This is a genomic window from Kitasatospora sp. NPDC127035 (assembly GCF_042726075.1).
Taxonomy (GTDB): domain Bacteria; phylum Actinomycetota; class Actinomycetes; order Streptomycetales; family Streptomycetaceae; genus Kitasatospora.
In genome coordinates this window covers 51,192-69,816 of sequence record NZ_JBHXDN010000048.1, presented here as the reverse complement: position 1 = coordinate 69,816, position 18,625 = coordinate 51,192, and the positions used below count along the sequence as shown (strand labels likewise).

The 18,625-nt window shown below is 71.0% G+C and carries 16 protein-coding genes; 7 read left to right on the top strand and 9 right to left on the bottom strand.

Annotated elements, in window-relative coordinates; translation table 11 throughout:
• Positions 1-41: 41 nt before the first annotated feature.
• The 5 genes from ACFWIC_RS28150 to ACFWIC_RS28130 form a co-directional block, all read right to left on the bottom strand.
• Positions 42-1,079 carry a hypothetical protein gene (locus ACFWIC_RS28150; protein WP_380362633.1) on the bottom strand — a complete coding sequence of 346 codons (1,038 nt, stop codon included), beginning with the start codon at positions 1,077-1,079 and terminating at the stop codon, positions 42-44.
• A 35-nt stretch (positions 1,080-1,114) separates the two neighbouring features.
• Positions 1,115-1,810, bottom strand: a complete 696-nt coding sequence (locus tag ACFWIC_RS28145; protein ID WP_329948381.1) for a hypothetical protein — start codon at positions 1,808-1,810, stop codon at positions 1,115-1,117.
• A 97-nt stretch (positions 1,811-1,907) separates the two neighbouring features.
• Positions 1,908-3,245, bottom strand: coding sequence for an MFS transporter (locus ACFWIC_RS28140; protein WP_329948380.1), 1,338 nt, complete (start codon positions 3,243-3,245; stop codon positions 1,908-1,910).
• A gap of 148 nt (positions 3,246-3,393) precedes the next feature.
• Positions 3,394-4,476, bottom strand: a complete 1,083-nt coding sequence (locus ACFWIC_RS28135) for an inositol-3-phosphate synthase (protein WP_329948379.1) — start codon at positions 4,474-4,476, stop codon at positions 3,394-3,396.
• Between the two features lie 128 nt (positions 4,477-4,604).
• Positions 4,605-5,303 (bottom strand): PadR family transcriptional regulator, encoded by a 699-nt coding sequence (locus ACFWIC_RS28130; RefSeq protein ID WP_329884823.1) that lies wholly within the window; start codon positions 5,301-5,303, stop codon positions 4,605-4,607.
• Positions 5,304-5,655: 352 nt separating this feature from the next.
• On the opposite strand from ACFWIC_RS28130, the gene ACFWIC_RS28125 reads away from it, so the two are divergent.
• Positions 5,656-8,451 carry a transglycosylase domain-containing protein gene (locus ACFWIC_RS28125; protein ID WP_380520306.1) on the top strand — a complete coding sequence of 932 codons (2,796 nt, stop codon included), beginning with the start codon at positions 5,656-5,658 and terminating at the stop codon, positions 8,449-8,451.
• 204 nt (positions 8,452-8,655) lie between these two features.
• Positions 8,656-10,245, top strand: coding sequence for a glycosyltransferase 87 family protein (locus ACFWIC_RS28120; RefSeq protein WP_329948377.1), 1,590 nt, complete (start codon positions 8,656-8,658; stop codon positions 10,243-10,245).
• A gap of 55 nt (positions 10,246-10,300) precedes the next feature.
• Here ACFWIC_RS28120 and ACFWIC_RS28115 read toward each other — a convergent pair whose 3' ends face one another.
• The 3 genes from ACFWIC_RS28115 to ACFWIC_RS28105 form a co-directional block, all read right to left on the bottom strand.
• Positions 10,301-11,335, bottom strand: coding sequence for an alanine racemase (locus tag ACFWIC_RS28115; RefSeq protein ID WP_329884826.1), 1,035 nt, complete (start codon positions 11,333-11,335; stop codon positions 10,301-10,303).
• Between the two features lie 58 nt (positions 11,336-11,393).
• Positions 11,394-12,512 (bottom strand): peptidoglycan bridge formation glycyltransferase FemA/FemB family protein, encoded by a 1,119-nt coding sequence (locus ACFWIC_RS28110; RefSeq protein ID WP_329884827.1) that lies wholly within the window; start codon positions 12,510-12,512, stop codon positions 11,394-11,396.
• A gap of 165 nt (positions 12,513-12,677) precedes the next feature.
• Positions 12,678-12,977 (bottom strand): hypothetical protein, encoded by a 300-nt coding sequence (locus tag ACFWIC_RS28105; protein ID WP_329884828.1) that lies wholly within the window; start codon positions 12,975-12,977, stop codon positions 12,678-12,680.
• A 300-nt stretch (positions 12,978-13,277) separates the two neighbouring features.
• Here ACFWIC_RS28105 and rpsF point away from each other — a divergent pair, with 300 nt between their 5' ends.
• The 4 genes from rpsF (at position 13,278) to rplI (ending at position 15,062) form a co-directional block, all read left to right on the top strand.
• Positions 13,278-13,568, top strand: coding sequence for a 30S ribosomal protein S6 (gene rpsF, locus ACFWIC_RS28100; RefSeq protein ID WP_329884829.1), 291 nt, complete (start codon positions 13,278-13,280; stop codon positions 13,566-13,568).
• 96 nt (positions 13,569-13,664) lie between these two features.
• The gene (locus tag ACFWIC_RS28095; RefSeq protein ID WP_329884830.1) at positions 13,665-14,282 is read left to right on the top strand and encodes a single-stranded DNA-binding protein; all 618 of its coding nucleotides are present in this window, start codon (positions 13,665-13,667) and stop codon (positions 14,280-14,282) included.
• A 79-nt stretch (positions 14,283-14,361) separates the two neighbouring features.
• Complete coding sequence (rpsR, locus tag ACFWIC_RS28090; protein WP_030304537.1) at positions 14,362-14,598, top strand: 30S ribosomal protein S18; 237 nt, start codon at positions 14,362-14,364, stop codon at positions 14,596-14,598.
• A gap of 17 nt (positions 14,599-14,615) precedes the next feature.
• On the top strand, positions 14,616-15,062 hold the full coding sequence (gene rplI, locus ACFWIC_RS28085; RefSeq protein ID WP_329884832.1) for a 50S ribosomal protein L9: 447 nt from the start codon (positions 14,616-14,618) through the stop codon (positions 15,060-15,062).
• A 102-nt stretch (positions 15,063-15,164) separates the two neighbouring features.
• Here the strand turns inward: rplI and ACFWIC_RS28080 are convergent, their stop codons facing one another.
• On the bottom strand, positions 15,165-16,490 hold the full coding sequence (locus ACFWIC_RS28080; RefSeq protein WP_329948375.1) for an MATE family efflux transporter: 1,326 nt from the start codon (positions 16,488-16,490) through the stop codon (positions 15,165-15,167).
• Between the two features lie 463 nt (positions 16,491-16,953).
• On the opposite strand from ACFWIC_RS28080, the gene dnaB reads away from it, so the two are divergent.
• Positions 16,954-18,594: a replicative DNA helicase gene (dnaB, locus tag ACFWIC_RS28075; RefSeq protein WP_380520305.1), complete on the top strand. Its 1,641-nt coding sequence runs from the start codon at positions 16,954-16,956 to the stop codon at positions 18,592-18,594.
• Positions 18,595-18,625 lie beyond the last annotated feature (31 nt).

Here is an 18,625-nt window from a genome sequence, read left to right as displayed (position 1 = left end):
CCCGGAAGGTTCCGGGCCACCCCCACCTCGGTACCCGGGGGTCAGAGCTTCTTCAGGCAGAGGACGAAGCTGAGCGCGGACGAGGTGGACTCGCGGGTGTAGGTGCTGTCGGACCCGGTGACGTTCTCGCAGGCCTTGTCACCGTCGCTGGTGGCGTAGACCTTCTTCAGCACCTTGTACTGGGCCCGCGTGTCGGTGCACGGGAGCATGGTGATCCGCGGGTTGGAGTCGTGGGTGGCCGAGGTGCCGTTCTCGTTGCGCAGGCAGTCGCCGGCCTTGGCGTAGTCGATGTCGCTCGCGACCTTGGAGGTGGCCGGCGCGGTGGGCGTCGGCAGCGTCACGGTCGGGGCCGGGGCGGGCGGCAGCGAGAAGGACGGCGGGAACGTCGGGGTCGGGATGACCACCGCCGTCGGCGAGGGCAGCGTCAGCGGGGGGTAGTCGTACCGGTCGCGGTCGTGCCGGCTGCCGAGGAACGCCCCGGTGGCCGTCAGGACGATCAGGGTGCCGATCGAGAGCACCGGCAGCAGCAGCATCAGCATGTGCGGCCGCTTGGTCAGCGGGACGCCCGGGTCGAGCTGCGGGCCGTGGGTGCCGGGTACCGGCGGCGGCAGGTCCTTGATCTTGTTGTGGGCCGCCAGGTTCCGCAGCAGCGTGACCACCGTGAAGATCCCGGAGAGATAGCTCCACCAGCCCTGCACCAGGGTGCGGGCGGACATGTCGCGGACCACCGCGGTGCCGCAGGTGCGGCAGAACGGTCCCGGCTGCTTCAGGAACCGCATCACGATGATGATGCCCTGGTGGCCCCGGACGGTGGTGTCGACGGCCGGGAAGCCGCCGCAGAACCGGCAGACCGGGCCGCCCTGCGGCGCGTACCCGTAGGCGGGACCGGGCTGCGGGCCCTGGGCGCCCGGGTAGCCGTAGCCGGCGGCCGGGGGCGGCGGCGCGGGGTAGCCGTAGCCGGGCGGGGGCGGGGTGCCCGGCGGCGGGGCCTGCTGCCCGGCGTAGGGGTTGCCGGCGTACGGGTTGGAACCGTCGGCGGGCGGCGGTGCGCCGTACGGCATCTGGGGCGGAACGGACATCGGGATCCCCCGGAATGGTCTGAGGTGGCGAGCGGTCAGGACTTCTTGACCGGCGGGGTGCCGGCGAGCGGGCCGAGGCAGAGCACGTACCGCTTCTTGTTCCAGCGGCGACCGCTCTTGCCCGAGACGGTGCTGGTGGTGCCGACGGTCTCCCGGCACCTGGTGGTGTCGGTGGTGGACTCGAACTTGGCCAGCACCTTGTAGTTCGCCTTGGCGTCGGTGCACTTGACCACGGACACGTCGCGGGAGCCGCTCGCCTTGACGCAGTCGCCGGCCTTGGCGCTGCTGGCGCTCGGGCCGGTGACGAAGTAGCCGATGATCAGTGCGATCACGCCCAGCACCACGCCGACCGCCTTCAGCCGGGCCTTGCCGCGGCCCTTGCGGGCCGGCTCGCCGGGCGGAGCGGCCGGCGGGTAGCCGTGCTGCGGCGCCTGGCCGTAGGGGGCCTGCGGGTACGGCTGGGCCTGGGGGTACGGCTGCCCCTGCGGGGGCTGCTGGTACGGCGCACGGTCCTGCGGCCCGGGCGGGTAGCCGCCCTGCGGGTACGGGGGCGCGGGCGGAGCCGGCTGCGGGGCGGCCGGGTAGCCGTAGCCGGGCGGCGGGGCACCGTAGCCGGCGGCCACCGGCTGGGGCTGCCCGTACGGCGGGGGAGCCGGGGCGCCGTAGGGCTGCGGCGCCGGCGGATGGCCGTACTGCTGCGGTGGCCCGTACGGGCCGGGCGGTGTGCTCATCAGATTGTCCCCCGAGGCAGAGTGCTGTCGCTGCGACAGATCTGACGTACCTTAGCGACTCGCGCCGACGGCGCCCGGCCGCAGGGGGCGGCGGTGCTCAGGACGCCTGGTCACCGGGGAGGGGGCCGGTTCGCCGGGCCGTGCGCAGGTAGAGGACGGCGGCCAGCGCGTACACCGCGGACACCCCCAGGACGACGGTGACCGAGCGGCCGGAGAGCGGCAGCACCAGGGCGGTGACCAGTGCGGCGGCCACGAAGGCGACGTTGAAGAGCACGTCGTAGATGGCGAAGACCCGGCCGCGGTACTCGTCCTCGACCGACTCCTGGACGACGGTGTCGGCGCAGATCTTGGTGCCCTGGGTGACCACGCCGAGCAGCAGCGCGGCGATCAGGCAGGGCACCAGGGAGAAGTGCAGGCCCAGCGCGGGCACGAAGACCACCGGGGCCGCCAGGCAGAGCGTCATCCAGCCCGCCAGCCCGAGCCGGCGGGTGCACCACGGGCTGATCACCGCCGCGACGAAGAACCCGGCGGCGGAGAGACCGACCGCCTGGCCCAGGGTGACCAGCCCGGCCGTGCTGTCCGCCGGGTCGTTGAAGGTGTAGCGGGCGAGCATCACCACGACGACGATCAGGACGCCGTAGCAGAACCGGGCCGCGGTGACCGCCGCCAGCGCGTGCGCCGCCGGGCGGCAGTCCCGCACCAGGTGGGTGACGGCCGCGCGCAGCTCGCGGGCGGCCTGGGCCAGGGCCCGGCCCAGCGCCGGACGGCCGGGGTGGCTCTCGGGGCCGAGCAGGTCCTTGTCCATCCGGAGCGCCGCCACCGCCGCCGAGAGGTAGAGCAGCGCGGCGACGCAGACCAGGGCCGCGTCGGCCCGCGATCCGGGGGGCATCACCTGGTGGAGCAGGAAGCCCACTCCGCCGCCGCAGGCCGCGGCGACCGTGCCCAGGGTGGGGGAGAGGGCGTTGGCGGTGACCAGCTGCTCCTGGCTCACCACCCGGGGCAGCGCGGCGGAGAGGCCGGCCAGGATGAACCGGTTGAGTGCGGTCACCAGCAGGGCGGAGGCGAAGAACAGCCAGGTCGGCGCCTGGGCCAGCAGCAGGGCGCCGGTGACCAGGCCGAGCCCGAACCGGGCCAGGTTGCCGACGTACAGGACCTGTCGGCGGCGCCAGCGGTCCAGCAGCACGCCGGCGAACGGGCCGATCACCGAGAACGGCAGCAGCATCACGGCCAGCACCGAGGCGATGTCGGCGGGGGAGGACTGCTTCTCCGGCGAGAAGACCACGTAGGCGGCGAGCGAGACCTGGAAGACGCCGTCGGAGAGCTGGGAGAGGACACGGGCGGTCAGCAGCCGGCGGAAGTCGCGGCCGCGGAGCAGGTCGAGGAGGGTGGCGCGGTGCGCGGTCTGGTGGGTGCTGCCGTTCTCCGTGATCGCCACCTGCCCAGGGTGCCATGGAACCGGTCGGTGTTTCACGTGAAACATGAGCCGGGAAAAGGTGAACGGGCCCACGGTGGTTGACCGTGGGCCCGTTTCCGTGCGGGCGAGCCGTCGGTTCAGTGCCCGACGGCCGCGGATCCCGCGGTGATCAGCGCTCGACCTCGCCGCGGATGAACTTCTCGACGTTGTCCTTGGCCTCGTCGTCGAAGTACTGGACCGGCGGGGACTTCATGAAGTACGAGGAGGCCGAGAGGATCGGGCCGCCGATGCCGCGGTCCTTGGCGATCTTCGCGGCGCGGACGGCGTCGATGATGACACCGGCGGAGTTCGGGGAGTCCCAGACCTCCAGCTTGTACTCCAGGTTCAGCGGGACGTCGCCGAAGGCGCGACCCTCCAGGCGGACGTACGCCCACTTGCGGTCGTCCAGCCAGGCCACGTAGTCCGAGGGACCGATGTGGACGTTGCGGGCGCCCAGCTCGCGGTCGCGGATCTGCGAGGTGACGGCCTGCGTCTTGGAGATCTTCTTGGACTCCAGGCGCTCGCGCTCGAGCATGTTCTTGAAGTCCATGTTGCCGCCGACGTTCAGCTGCATGGTGCGCTCGAGGATGACGCCCCGGTCCTCGAACAGCTTGGCCATCACGCGGTGCGTGATGGTCGCGCCGACCTGGGACTTGATGTCGTCACCGACGATCGGCACGCCGGCCTCGGTGAACTTGTCCGCCCACTCCTTGGTGCCGGCGATGAACACCGGGAGGGCGTTCACGAAGGCGACCTTGGCGTCGATGGCGCACTGGGCGTAGAACTTCGCCGCCGCCTCGGAACCGACGGGCAGGTAGCAGACGAGGACGTCGACCTGGCGGTCCTTGAGGATCTGGACGACGTCGACCGGGGCCTCGTCGGACTCCTCGATGGTCTCCCGGTAGTACTTACCCAGGCCGTCGAGGGTGTGGCCGCGCTGGACGGTGACGCCGGTCGGCGGCACGTCGCAGATCTTGATGGTGTTGTTCTCACTGCTGCCGATGGCGTCGGCCAGGTCGAACCCGACCTTCTTGGCGTCGACGTCGAAGGCGGCGACGAACTCCACGTCACGGACGTGGTACTCGCCGAACTGGACGTGCATCAGCCCGGGGACCTTGCCGGCCGGGTCGGCGTCCTTGTAGTACTCGACACCCTGCACCAGCGACGCGGCGCAGTTGCCGACGCCCACGATGGCTACGCGAACCGAACCCATTTCCGGTTGCTCCCTGTGATCTCATGAGCGCCGCCGAAGATCGGCGGTGCTCGTCCTGCTTCTTCGATGACTGCTGATGGGCGCGAGGCGCCCACTCCTGCCGCGTGCGGCACAGGGCTGACGCGGTGTCAGCGCTCCTGCTCGGAGCGCCCCGGGCGGTCGTACGGTGGCCCGGGAGGGTCCGAGGACCCGTCCTCCTGGCCACGGCCGTCCGAAGTCTTGGTTACTGCGGGGCCGGTCCCGTCGGTGGACGGTCCGGTCCGGCCGGTGCGGTTGGCCCGCTCGGTCTCGATCAGCTCGTTGAGCCAGCGGACCTCACGCTCCACCGACTCCAGTCCGTGCCGCTGAAGCTCGACGGTGTAGTCGTCGAACCGCTCGCGGGCGCGGGCCAGTGAGTTACGCATCCGCTCCAGGCGCTCCTCCAGCCGACTGCGGCGGCCCTCCAGGACGCGCATCCGCACGGCCCGGTCGGTCTGGCCGAAGAAGGCGAAGTGCACACCGAAGTGCTCGTCCTCCCAGGCGTCCGGGCCGGAGTCGGCGAGCAGCTCCTCGAAGCGCTCCTTGCCCTCGGGGGAGAGCCGGTAGACGATCTTGGACCGCTTGCCGTTGAGCGCGGTGGCCGGGACGTACTCGACCTCCGGGTTGTCCTCGACCAGGAAGCCCTGAGCCACCAGGCTCTTCAGGCAGGGGTAGAGGGTCCCGTAGGAGAAGGCGCGGAACGAGCCGAGCAGGACGTTGAGCCGCTTGCGCAGCTCGTACCCGTGCATCGGGGCGTCGTGGAGCAGGCCGAGAACGGCGAACTCCAGCACTCCTGAGCGCCTGCCCACTGCCGTCGTCCTCCCTTCCTCGCCTGGTCCGCGACCCGCCGTGTCCGGCGGTATGCCGCTCCGATGTATCGGCTCGATATATCGAGAACAGTAAACCTGGGTCCCCGAACGGGCAAGGGGGGCGCGCGTGAATGTGATCACAAGGCGGCGCGCGGGTGTCCTTGGCAACGGCCGTGTAATGATCTGCAGTCGTTTTATGGGTATTGGGGATTGATGCCCGATTAGTTCGGATTCAGTGCTGCGTACGCTGTCGCGTGTGCACGAGGACCACCTCCGGGGTTAGGGCGGTTGCGGGCATCGGACGTGAACCCTGCCTTCAGGCTCGACCGGCCTGGCGAGGAGTACCTGGAACATGAGTGAACGACGGCGGAGGTCGCCTGGTGGCGGCGGGCAGCCTCCGGGCGGCGACAGCGGACGCCCGGACGGAGCGGGGAGCGACGAGGTCGCCTCGGAGGGCCTCGGCCGCCGGCGCCCGCCCGGCATGCGGGAGACCGCCCAGCAGCCCCGGATGACCCGTGCCGAGATGCGCAAGGCGTCCCAGAAGGGTGGCCGGCGCGGCGGTGCGGCCGGTACCGGCGCTGCCGCGGGCGGTCCCGGCGGTCCCGGCGGCCCGGGTGCCGTCGGTGGACCCGGCGCCTCCGGCGGTGCACCCGGCAAGAAACGGTTCATCGACTACCCCCGTTTCGGCAAGCAGGGCTTCCGCCGCTGGCTGCCGTCCTGGCGGCTCTGGCTCAGTGCGTTCCTGCTCGTCTTCGCCACCGGCGTCGGCGGTATCTACTTCGTCTACCAGTCGACGAAGATCCCGCCGCTCAACGCCCTGGTGAACGACCAGAACAACATCTACTACTGGGCCGACGGCACCGAGATGGTCCGCAAGGGCGAGACCAACCGCCAGATCGTCGAGCTCGCGGACATCTCGCCCACCCTGCAGAACGCGGTCATCGCGGCGGAGAACGAGACCTTCCGCACCGACAGCGGCATCGACCCCAAGGGTATGACGCGCGCCGTCATCAACATGGCCAAGGGCGGCGAGACGCAGGGCGCGTCCACGATCACCCAGCAGTACGTCAAGAACGCCTACCTGACGCAGGAGCAGACCCTCTCCCGCAAGGTCAGGGAGTTCTTCATCACGCTGAAGATCAATCAGGACCAGTCCAAGGAGGAGATCCTCAAGGGTTACCTCAACACCAGCTGGTTCGGCCGCGGTGCGACCGGTGCGCAGGCGGGGGCCCAGGCCTACTACGGCGTCAACGCCAAGGACCTGAACCTCTGCCAGAGCGCGATGCTGGCCGGGCTGCTCAAGGGCGCCGCGTACTACGACCCGACGATCAAGGCGAACCGCCCGCGCGCCGAGGAGCGCTGGAAGTGGATCCTGGACCGGATGGTGGAGACCAAGAACGCCACCGCCGAGGAGCGGGCCAAGTGCACGGCCTTCCCGGACCCGATCAAGCAGGTGCCGCCGGCCAACATGAACGGCCAGATCAGCTACCTGGTCGAGACCGCCAACAAGTTCGTCATGGTCAAGGACCCGACGATCGACCAGCGGGCGATCGAGAAGGGCGGCTTCAAGATCTACACGACCTTCGAGAAGGACAAGGTCGAAGCCCTCAAGAAGGCCGTGGACGACGTCAGGGCCGAGACGCTGAACCCGCAGAAGCGCCCCGACAACGACAACTTCGTCCAGTTCGGCGCGGCGAGCATCCGCCCCGGTGACGGCGCGCTCGTCGCCATCTACGGCGGCGACGGCGTGGAGAACGGGCACCACGACAACAACGCCGACGCCCAGGGCGTCCAGGTCGGCTCGACCTTCAAGCCCTTCGTGCTGGCGGCCGCCATGCAGAGCGGTGTGCTGACCCAGACCGACGACAAGGGCAAGCCGAAGCGGATCAACGCCGACAGCCGCTACCTGTCCGACGACCTCTCGGAGATCCGCAAGGCGGACGGCTCGCTGGTGCTCGACGACAAGGGCAAGCCGTACCGGCAGAAGAACGAGGAGAAGGGCAAGCGCGGCTACGTCTCCCTGCGGCTCGCGATGCAGTGGTCGTGGAACGTGCCCTTCGTCCAGCTGAACCAGGACGTCGGCGGGCAGAACGTGGCCGCCGTCGCCGAGGCGATGGGCGTCCGCAAGGAGAACCTCGCCGCCGAGGCCAACACCACGACCTTCCCGCTCGGTGTCTCCACCATCAGCCCGATCCGGATGGCCGACGCCTACGCGACCCTGGCCGCCAGCGGGAAGCAGGCGGACCCGTACTCGGTGACCAAGGTCCTGGTGGACGGCAAGGAGCGCCCCGGCTTCGGCGGCAAGCACGAGCCCAAGCAGGCGCTGGAGCCGGCCGTCGCCGACAACGTCACCGACGTGCTGGTGAACGTGGCGAAGAACGGTACCGGCAAGAACTCCAACGCGCTGGGCCGCCCGGTGGCCGGCAAGACCGGTACCACCGACCAGAACAAGTCGGCCTGGTGGGTCGGCTACACCCCGCAGCTGTCCACCAGCGTGGCGATGTGGCGCGAGGACCCGACCCAGCACGAGCGGCTCTCGCTGAACGGCACCGGCGGCAAGGACTCGGTGCACGGTGGTGACACCCCGACCGACGTCTTCACGCGGTACATGAAGGCGGCGCTGGCCAACGAGAAGAAGCTGGACTTCCCGACACCGCAGCCGGTCGGCTCCCAGGTCGACTCCTCCGGTGCGCCGAGCACGGCGAGCGCCACGCCGACGCCCACCACGACCGAGACCATGCCGACCGTGCCGCCGGACCCGAACGCCCAGCAGCCGACCCAGCCCCCGGTCACCCAGGGCCCGGTCTGCGTCCCCGGCGTGGACTGCCCGGGGACGGTGCCGGTACCCCCGGTCCCGACCAGGAGCAGCCCGGCGACCACCGGCGGCGGCAACACCGGCGGCGGCAACGGAGGCGGTGGCAACACCGGCGGCAACGGCAACGGTGGCAACACCGGCGGCGGCGGCGTCTCGCCGACCTGCATCATCGGCAACATCGGCTGCACCACGCCGACGGTGCCGGGGCCGAGCCCGACCACCGACCCGGGCGGCGGTGCCGGCGGTGCCACCGGCGGGACGACTCCCAAGCCGTCGACCAAACCGCCGACCTCGCCGTCGGCGCCGCCGAGCGGCAACGCGCTCGTGCCGTAGCGCGGCCGGGACGGAACCGGACCGCGGACAGGTCATCGGATGCGGACACGGAAACGGTGAAGCGGCGGTGGCGGTCCTCCTCGGAGGGCCGCCACCGCCGTTTCGCCGTATTCGGCGCGATTCGTCACGCCCCGGCGGCCCGGTGGCGGGGCCGTGGCGGGGGCCTCCTCGTCCGGGCGGGAGAGGTGCGGCAGGATGTCCGCCATGACGTCCAGCGCTCATGACGAATCCGTCGGCCAGACCGGGCTCCCCGACGCCGCCGGGCCTGCCCCCGAGGTACCGGTGACCGGGGTCGACCAGGTCGTGACCAACACCGTGGTCGTGCCGGCGGACGAGGACCCGGTGGCGGCGGCCGGCAGCGAGGTGATCGGCGGCCCGCCCGGGAAGCGCGCGCTGCTCGGCGTCTCCTGGTGGGTCCCGGCACGCTTCCTCGCGCTGGTGGTCATCGTGGTCTCGGTGCTCGGCATGGCGCAGAAGCTGCCCTGCTACAACGCGGCCTGGTTCCAGCCGGGTTCGCCGCAGTACGTGCACGCCTGCTACAGCGACGTCCCGCACCTGTTCTCCGGGCGGGGCTTCGCGGCCGGACTGCACCCCTACGTGGACCGGATCCCGGGCACCACCGGGGATCTGCAGTTCCTCGAATACCCGGTGCTGACCGGTCTGTTCATGCAGATCTCGGCCTGGCTGACGCCCGGCGGCGGCACGCTCCAGGACCAGGAGCGGTGGTTCTGGGTGATCAACGCGGGCCTGCTGATGGCCTGCGCGGTGGTCGCCGTGGTGGCGCTCTCCCGCACCCACCGGCGCCGCCCCTGGGACGCCCTGATGTTCGCGCTGGCGCCCGTCCTGCTGCTCAACGCCACCGTCAACTGGGACCTGCTGGCGGTCGCGCTGGCCGCCGTCGCCCTGGCCTGGTGGGCCGGCTCGCGGCCGGTCCTGGCCGGGGTGTTCATCGGCCTGGCCACCGCCGCCAAGCTCTATCCGCTCCTGCTGCTGGGCCCGCTGCTGGTGCTCTGCTGGCGGGCCGGCCGGTGGCGCGACCTGCGCGGGCTGCTGGGCGGCGCGGTCGGCGCGTGGGTGCTGGTCAACCTGCCGATCATGATGGCCAACTGGCAGGGCTGGTCGACCTTCTACGTCTTCAGCAAGCACCGCAACGAGGACTACGGCTCGCTCTGGCTGATCCTGATGCAGACCCGCGGCGTCGGGCTGGAGAACCTCGACACCTTCATCGCGATCCTGATGGTGCTGAGCTGTGCGGGGATAGCGTGGCTCGGCCTCTCGGCGCCCCGCCGCCCGCGGGTCGTCCAGCTGGCCTTCCTGGTGGTGGCCGCGTTCGTGGTGTTCAACAAGGTGTACTCGCCGCAGTACGTGCTCTGGCTGCTGCCGCTCGCGGTGCTGGCCCGGCCGCGCTGGCGGGACTTCCTGATCTGGCAGGCCTGCGAGGTGCTCTACACCCTGGGCATCTGGTCCCACCTGGGCTTCGTCACCGGGCCCAAGCAGCACGGGATCGGCGAGTCCTGGTACCACTTCGCGATCGTGCTGCACCTGCTCGGCACGCTCTACCTGGTCGGCGTGGTGATCCGGGACATCCTGCTGCCGGACCGCGACCCGGTGCGCTGGGACGGCAGCGACGACCCCTCCGGCGGGGTGCTCGACCAGGCCCCGGACGTCTTCGTGCTCGGCGCCGCCCGGCAGCTGCGCGAGGAGGCGAGCTACGCCGGGTACGCGCCGGCCGGCTCCGAGGGGTGGCTCATCGAGCCGCCCGCCCGTGCCCAGGAGCCGGCCGAGAAGTCCTGACGGCCGCCGGCGGCCGGTCGCCGGCGGCACTCCGGGGCCGGCCGGCGGCGACCGGTCAGCGGTCCACCACGCGGTCGAAGTGCGTGGTGGTGTGCCGCACCTGGAGACCGAGCTCGTCGCCGACCGCCGGCGGCTTGGTCTCGCCGTCCAGGAGGAGCAGCGAGACCTGCATGTGCGGCGGCTCGGCGAACCAGAGCTGCTTGCCGGTCCAGTTGTACGGCGACTTGGTCTTGTTGACGGTCGCCAGGCCGGCCCGGGCGATGCCCTTGGCCCGCGAGGACATGCCCTGCACGTACTTGGGCGCCTCCAGCCCGATGCCGTGCGCGGTGCCGCCGGCGACCACCAGCAGGTGGCCGTCGGCCGGCGCCGGGTGCTGGCGGTAGCCGTAGCGGTCGCCCTTGGCGACGGGGGTGACGTCCAGCACCGTCGCCCGGACCTCCAGCGCGCCGTGGTCGCCGAGCCAGAGCCGGGTGCCGATCCGGGCCCGGAACACGGTGTCCGGGTAGCGCCCGGCCAGCTGCTCCAGGCCCGCCGCACCGAGGTGGCTGACGAAGACGGTGTGCACCGGAACCCCGGCGGCCCGGGCGGTGTCCACCCAGTACGCGACCTCCTCGACCGGGCTGGAGCCGTCCGGCCGGTCCATCGGCAGGTGCAGCGCGAGGCCCTCGAAGGAGACGCCGTCCAGTTCGGCGGCGACCGCCGGGAGGTCGGCCGCCGAGACGCCGTGCCGGCGCATGGTGGTCATGCACTCCACGACCACCCGGGCGCCGTGCAGCGCGCGCACCCCGTCGAGGCTGGCCACCGTCCGGATCACCCGGGCGTGCGGCAGCGGCAGGGCCTCCTCGCCGACCCGGTACGGGGTGAGCACCAGCAGCTCGCCGCCGTACCAGTCGGCCGCGTCGGCCGCCTCGTAGGCGGTGCCGACCGCCAGCATGCCGGTGCCCAGCAGGGTGGCCTCCTCGGCCAGGCGGTGGTTGCCCAGCCCGTAGCCGTTGCCCTTCGCCACCGGCACCAGGCCGGGGAACTCGGCCAGGACGGAGCGCTGGTGGGTACGCCAGCGTTCGGTGTCGAGGTAGAGCGACAGCGTCATCGGGTCATCTCCCAGAGGGTGTGGGGCACGGGCGGCTCGGCGGCTACGGCGCTGTTGCTCAGCGGCGCGACATGTACAGGTCGAGCGCCTTGTGCAGCAGCTTGTTGAGCGGGTAGTCCCACTCGCCGAGGTACTCGGCGGCCTGGCCGCCGGTGCCGACCTTGAACTGGATCAGGCCGAACAGGTGGTCGTTCTCGTCCAGCGTGTCGGAGATGCCGCGGAGGTCGTACACCCCGCCGCCGAGCGCGTACGAGTCGCGCATCATCCGCCACTGGATCGCGTTGGACGGCTTGACCTCGCGCTTGTGGTTGGCGGAGGCGCCGTAGGAGTACCAGACGTGCTCGCCGACCACCAGCATCGTGGTCGCGGCCAGCGGCTCGCCCTCGTGGTAGGCGATGTAGAGCCGCATCCGGTTCGGGTCCTCGGCGGTGAGGGCCTTCCACATCCGCTGGAAGTAGGACAGCGGGCGCGGGGTGAACCGGTCGCGCTCGGCGGTCACCAGGTACAGCTGGTGGAAGATCGGCAGCTCGTCGTAGCCGCCCTGGATCACCTCGACGCCGCTCTTCTCGGCCTTCTTGATGTTCCGGCGCCAGAGCTGGTTGAAGCCCTTCTGGATGTCGTCCAGCGAGCGGTTGGCCAGCGGGACCTGGAAGACGTAGCGCGGCTGGACGTCGCCGAAGCCGGCGCCGCCGTCCTCGCCCTGGAGCCAGCCGGCCTTGCGCAGCCGGTCGGCCACCTCGAAGGCGCGGGGCTCGTACCAGTCGGCCTCGACGTCGCGCAGGCGCTTGGCCTGCTTGGCGGCGATGGCCTCCTTGATGGTCGGCGCGTTCCAGCGGCGGATGACCACCGGCGGGCCCATCTTCACCGAGAACGCGCCCTGCGACTTCAGGTGCGCCAGCATCGGCTGCAGCCAGCGGTCGAGGTCGCGGTCGAACCAGTCGATCACCGGGCCCTCGGGCAGGTAGGCCAGGTACCGCTTGACCTTGGGCAGCTGGCGGTAGAGCACCAGCCCGGCGCCGACGATCTGGTTGGTCTGGTCGAACCAGCCGATCGACTCGGTGCGCCACTCGGCCTTCACATCGCCCCAGGACGGCACCTGCATGTGGCTGGCCGAGGCGCGGCTCCTGATGAAGGCGAGGTGCTCCTCGCGGGTGATCGTCCTCAGGCGCAGGCTCATGCTCGGTGCTCCTCGTCGGTCGGGCTGCAGTGGGCCCCGGTATCTCGGGGTGACCTTATCGTCCGGGCCCCCCGGGGCTGCGGGCGCGGCGACGCCCCCGTCGCGCACCGGCCTGTCCTAGGTAGGTACGCGAGGGGGGCGCCGGGGGTTCCTTGCGCGGGGTGGCTAACCCCACAGGCCTCCGCGCGCCATTCCGAGGTAGAAGCCGATCGCCGAGGCGCCGAGCGTGATCATGAGGATGAACCGCTCCGCGGTGGTCACGGAGAGGAACACCCCCAGCAGGCCCGCGGCGATCCCGAACAGGCCGGTCCACGAGGTCAGCAGGTGCAGGTTGTGGAAGAACGAGGTGACGAAGGCGATGACGCCGAGGACGGCCGTGACGCCCACCAGGGCGTTCTCCCGCGGGTGCGGGTGGCCGTCGGTGTTCAGGGTGAGAGGGGGCATCCGGTGGATGGTCTGGGCCATGAGTCCCACCTCCTGGCGAGGAGACGAACGGGCAGGAAACCCGTTCCGTCCAGATTGCGGCGGTTGGACCGGTCTCACAACCCCTATGCGTTTTGTTCGGCCGTCCGGGTGCAGGTAGGCTGTGCCGTCTGCACTGGTGTAGTTGTGCCTTCCTCTGCCCTCTTCCGGGTGAGCGGAGTCAGGCTGTCGGACCCGGCCGCTACGGTGGGCCGGAGTCGACACTGCTCCGGTGCCGACGCTGCACAACCCTCCTGCCACGGAAAGACCGTGGCCGCTGAGTCCAAAGGAGGTGGGTTACTCATGCGTCACTACGAGCTGATGGTCATCCTCGACCCGTCGGTCGAGGAGCGCGCTGTCTCCCCCCTGATCGAGAGCTTCCTCGCTGTCGTCCGCAACGGCGGTGGCAAGGTCGAGAAGGTCGACACCTGGGGTCGCCGCCGTCTGGCTTACGAGATCAACAAGCAGTCCGAGGGCATCTACTCGGTCATCGACCTCCAGGCCACGCCTGAGGTCGTCAAGGAGCTCGACCGCCAGCTTGGCCTGAGCGAGTCGGTTCTGCGGACCAAGGTCCTGCGCCCGGACACCCACTGAGCCACCTCTGAGGCCTTCGGGTCTCGGGTAGCTCGCGACCGTTGTTTCACGTGAAACAGCGGTGAACGGACATCTTCCCGAGAGGTCATCACCACCATGGCAGGCGAGACCGTCATCACCCTCGTCGGCAATCTCGTCGACGACCCCGAGCTGCGCTTCACCCCGTCGGGTGCGGCGGTCGCGAAGTTCCGTATCGCGTCCACCCCCCGCACCTTCGACCGTCAGACGAACGAGTGGAAGGACGGCGAGAGCCTCTTCCTCACGTGCAACGTCTGGCGGCAGCCGGCGGAGAACGTGGCCGAGTCGCTGCAGCGCGGCATGCGCGTCATCGTGCAGGGCCGACTGCGCCAGCGGTCTTACGAGACCAAGGAAGGCGAGAAGCGGACGGTCTTCGAGGTTGAGGTCGACGAGGTCGGTCCGAGCCTGCGCTCGGCGACCGCGAAGGTCACCCGGGCCAACCGGTCCGGTGCTCCCGGCGGCGGCGGCTTCGGCGGCGGCCCGCAGGGCGGCGGCCAGAGCGGTGGCAACTGGGGCGGCGGCAGCGGCGGACAGCAGGGCGGCAACTGGGGTGGCAACTCCGGTGGCCAGTCCGGTCCCTCCGACGACCCGTGGGCTTCCAGCACCCCCTCATCCGGTGGCAACAGCAACCAGGGTGGCGGCGGCGGTTGGGGTGCCCCGGCCGGTGGCGGCTTCTCGGAAGAGCCCCCGTTCTAAGAGCTGACAGATTTCGTGCGGACGGGCCGCCGGCGTCCTCGGACGCCCGCCCGGCCGTGAACCCCAAATGGAGCGCACAATGGCGAAGCCGCCTGCTCGCAAGCCGAAGAAGAAGGTTTGCGTCTTCTGCAAGGACAAGGTCAACTACGTTGACTACAAGGACACGAACCTGCTGCGGAAGTTCATCTCCGACCGTGGCAAGATCCGTGCCCGCCGGGTCACCGGCAACTGCACCCAGCACCAGCGTGACGTCGCCACGGCCGTGAAGAACAGCCGTGAGATGGCGCTGCTGCCCTACACCAGCACCGCGCGCTAAGAGAGGGTGACCAAGTAATGAAGATCATCCTCACGCACGAGGTGCCGGGTCTCGGCTCCGCCGGCGAGGTCGTCGAGGTCAAGGACGGCTACGCCCGCAACTACCTGGTCCCGCGTGGCTTCGCCATCCGCTGGACCAAGGGCGGCCAGAAGGACGTGGACGCGATCCGTCGCGCCCGCAAGATCCACGAGATCCAGACCCTTGAGGCTGCCAACGAGGTCAAGGGCAAGCTCGAGGGCGTCCAGGTCAAGCTGGCCGTTCGCTCCGGCGAGGCCGGCCGTCTGTTCGGCTCGGTGACCCAGGCCGACGTCGTCGAGGCCATCAAGGCCGCCGGCGGCCCGGCCGTGGACAAGCGCGCCGTCGCGATCTCCTCGCCGATCAAGACCGTGGGCACCCACAAGGTCTCGGTCAAGCTGCACTCCGACGTCCAGGCCAACCTCGACGTCGCCGTCGTGGCTGCCTGAACCCGGTAGCTGAAGCGCCGTAGCAGTGGCCCGAGGGCCGGCCTCCCCCGTGCGGGGAGGCCGGCCCTCGGTCGTTCCCGGGCGGGACCGCCGGTCCGGGCCTCAGCTCCGGACCGCCCCGGTGACCAGCCACCGGCCGCCCAGCGCCCGGCGGACCAGGAAGCCGCCGCGGACCAGCATGAAGAGGTTCATCGCCCACCAGAGCCCGGCCAGGCCGGTGCCGCTCGCGGGCACCGCGAGGGCGGCCGGCGCGAACACCGCGAGGGTGGCGAGCATCGCCCAGGCCAGGTACGGGCCGTCCCCGGCGCCCATCAGCACCCCGTCCAGGACGAAGACCAGCCCGGAGACCGGCTGGCAGAGCGCGAGCAGCAGCAGGACGGTGTTCAGCTGGGCCTGGACCGCCGGGTCCGGGGTGAAGAGCGGGACGTACAGCGGCCGGGCGACCACCACCAGCAGGCCCAGCAGCACACCGGCACCGACGCCCCACTCGATCATCCGCCGGGTGGCGGCCCTGGCCCCCGGGACGTCCCCGGCACCCAGGTAGCGGCCGATGATGGCCTGGCCCGCGATCGCGATCGCGTCCAGCGCGAAGGCGATGAAGAGGAAGACCGTCATGGCGATCTGGTGCGCCGCCATCCGGTCGTCGCCCAGCCCGGCGGCCACCGCGGTGGCGATCATCAGGATGGCGCGCAGGCTCAGGGTGCGGACCATCAGCGGGCCGCCGGCCTTCGCGCTCGCCCGGATCCCGGCCGCGTCCGGCCGCAGCGAGGCCTGCTCGCGGCGGGCACCGCGCACCACCACGTACAGGTAGGCGCCGGCCATCCCGGTCTGTGCCAGGACGGTGCCCCAGGCCGAACCGGCCACGCCGAGTCCGGCGCCGTACACCAGCCCGGCGTTCAGGCCGAGGTTGGCGGTGAAGCCGGCGACCGCCACCACCAGCGGCGTCCGGGTGTCCTGGAGACCGCGCAGCACACCGGTGGCCGCCATCACCATCAGGACCGCCGGTATGCCCAGCGCACTGATCCGCAGGTAGGTCACGGCGTACGGGGCGGCCGTCGGCGAGGCGCCCAGCACCCCGGCCGCCCAGGGGGCGAGGAGCAGGGTCAGGACGACCACTCCGGCCGACAGGGCCAGGGCGAGCCAGATGCCGTCGATGCCCTGCTGGACGGCGGCCCGGCGGTCCCCGGCGCCGATCCGGCGGGCGACCGCGGCGGTGGTGGCGTAGGCGAGGAAGACGAAGACCCCGGTGGCGGTGGTGAGCGCGGCCGAGGCCACGCCGACACCGGCCAGCTGCGCGGTGCCGAGGTGGCCCACGACGGCCGAGTCGGCCATCAGGAAGAGCGGCTCGGCGACCAGGGCGCCGAAGGCCGGGACGGCCAGGGCGAGGATTTCCCGGTCGTGCCGGCGGCGGTCCGTGAGGAGGGTCATGGGGTCCAGGCTACTCATCCACAGGTAACAGGCGCCAGGGCATTTCGTCGCTTACTCGGAAGTGTGAGCGACCGGCTCGCCGACGTCTGTGGCCACCGCCACCCGGCTGTGTGTGAAGTATTTCTCATGCACAGCCCCGGGACGAGGGAATTGCAGGTCAGCGGGTTGACGGTGGATCGATGGTCTGGTTATCCACAGGGCTTTCCACAGGGGCGTCCACAGGTTTGCGGTACTTCTCCACAGTCGTGGGCCGCTCGTCCACACCCCCTGTGGATAACCGCCTTGGCTGAAGGGCTCCCGGCACCTTAGCGTGGGCCCTCCGCCCGACACTCCCACCCGCTCCGGCGTCCGATTTGTCGGTGCGGTGGCGTAGAAATGCGGTGGCGCGGAACGAGGCTCCGCCGCAGCCGGCCACCGGCAAGGACCGCTCCAACTCGCACCACTCGCTGATCGGGGAACACGCGTGACCGGCCCCCAGTACGACGACCACGACGCCCCGCCGCCCGAGGACGACTGGCAGACCGCAGACGACCCGTTCCCGGTCGGCGCCTTCGCCGACGCCCCGTTCCCGGACGGCCCCGGCGACCGGCTGCCGGTCTCGCGCGGACGCGGCGGCGGAGCGGGCCAGGGCGGCTCGGGGGGCGGTTCCGGGGGCGGCTTCCAGAAGGGCGGCAAGGGCGCTTCCGGAGGCTCCGGGGGTTCCGGGGGCTTCCAGCGGGACGGCGGCGGCAAGCGGCGCCAGGGCGGCGAGGAGGAGCGCGCCGAGGGCGGCCTCGACGGCTTCGAACGCGTCCCCCCGCAGGACCTCGCCGCCGAGCAGTCCGTCCTCGGCGGCATGCTGCTGTCCAAGGACGCCATCGCCGACGTGGTCGAGGTGCTCAAGCCGGCCGACTACTACCGGCCCGCGCACGAGCTGGTCCACGGCGCCATCCTCGACCTCTACGCCCGCGGCGAGCCGGCCGACCCGATCACCGTGGCCGGCGAGCTGACCAAGCGCGGCGAGCTCCAGCGGGTCGGCGGCCCGGGCTACCTGCACACCCTGGTCAACTCCGTCCCCACCGCGGCCAACGCCGAGTACTACGCCCAGATCGTCCACGAGCGCGCGGTGCTGCGCCGGCTGGTCGAGGCCGGCACCCGGATCGCCGGCATGGGCTACGCCGCCGAGGGCGACGTCGACGAGATCGTCAACGCGGCCCAGGCGGAGATCTACGCCGTCACCGAGCAGCGCACCAACGAGGACTACGCACCGCTCGCCGACATCATGGAGGGCGCCCTCGACGAGATCGAGTCGATCGGCTCCCGCAACGGCCAGATGTCCGGCGTCCCGACCGGCTTCGCCGACTTCGACGCCCTGACCAACGGCCTGCACCCCGGTCAGATGATCGTCATCGCGGCGCGTCCCGCCATGGGAAAGTCCACCCTGGCGCTGGACTTCGCCCGGGCCTGCTCGATCCAGCACAAGCTGCCGAGCGTGATCTTCTCGCTCGAAATGGGCCGCAACGAGATCGCCATGCGCCTGCTCTCCGCGGAGGCCCGGGTGGCGCTGCACCACATGCGCTCCGGGTCCATGACCGACGACGACTGGACCCGGGTCGCCCGCCGGATGCCGGACGTCAGCGAGGCACCGCTCTTCATCGACGACTCGCCGAACCTGTCGATGATGGAGATCCGCGCGAAGTGCCGCCGGCTCAAGCAGCGCAACGACATCAAGCTCGTCGTCATCGACTACCTCCAGCTGATGCAGTCCGGCGGCTCCCGCCGGGCCGAGAACCGCCAGCAGGAGGTCTCCGACATGTCGCGAAACCTCAAGCTGCTGGCCAAGGAGCTGGAGGTGCCGGTGATCGCGCTCTCCCAGCTGAACCGTGGCCCCGAGCAGCGCACCGACAAGCGGCCGATGGTCTCCGACCTGCGTGAGTCCGGCTCGATCGAGCAGGACGCCGACATGGTCATCCTGCTCCACCGCGAGGACGCCTACGAGAAGGAGTCACCGCGGGCGGGCGAGGCCGACCTGATCGTCGCCAAGCACCGAAACGGCCCCACCGCCACCATCACCGTGGCCTTCCAGGGCCACTACTCCCGCTTCGTCGACATGACCCGGGACTGACGGCCGGAGCCGTCGCACGGGGGAGGGGCAG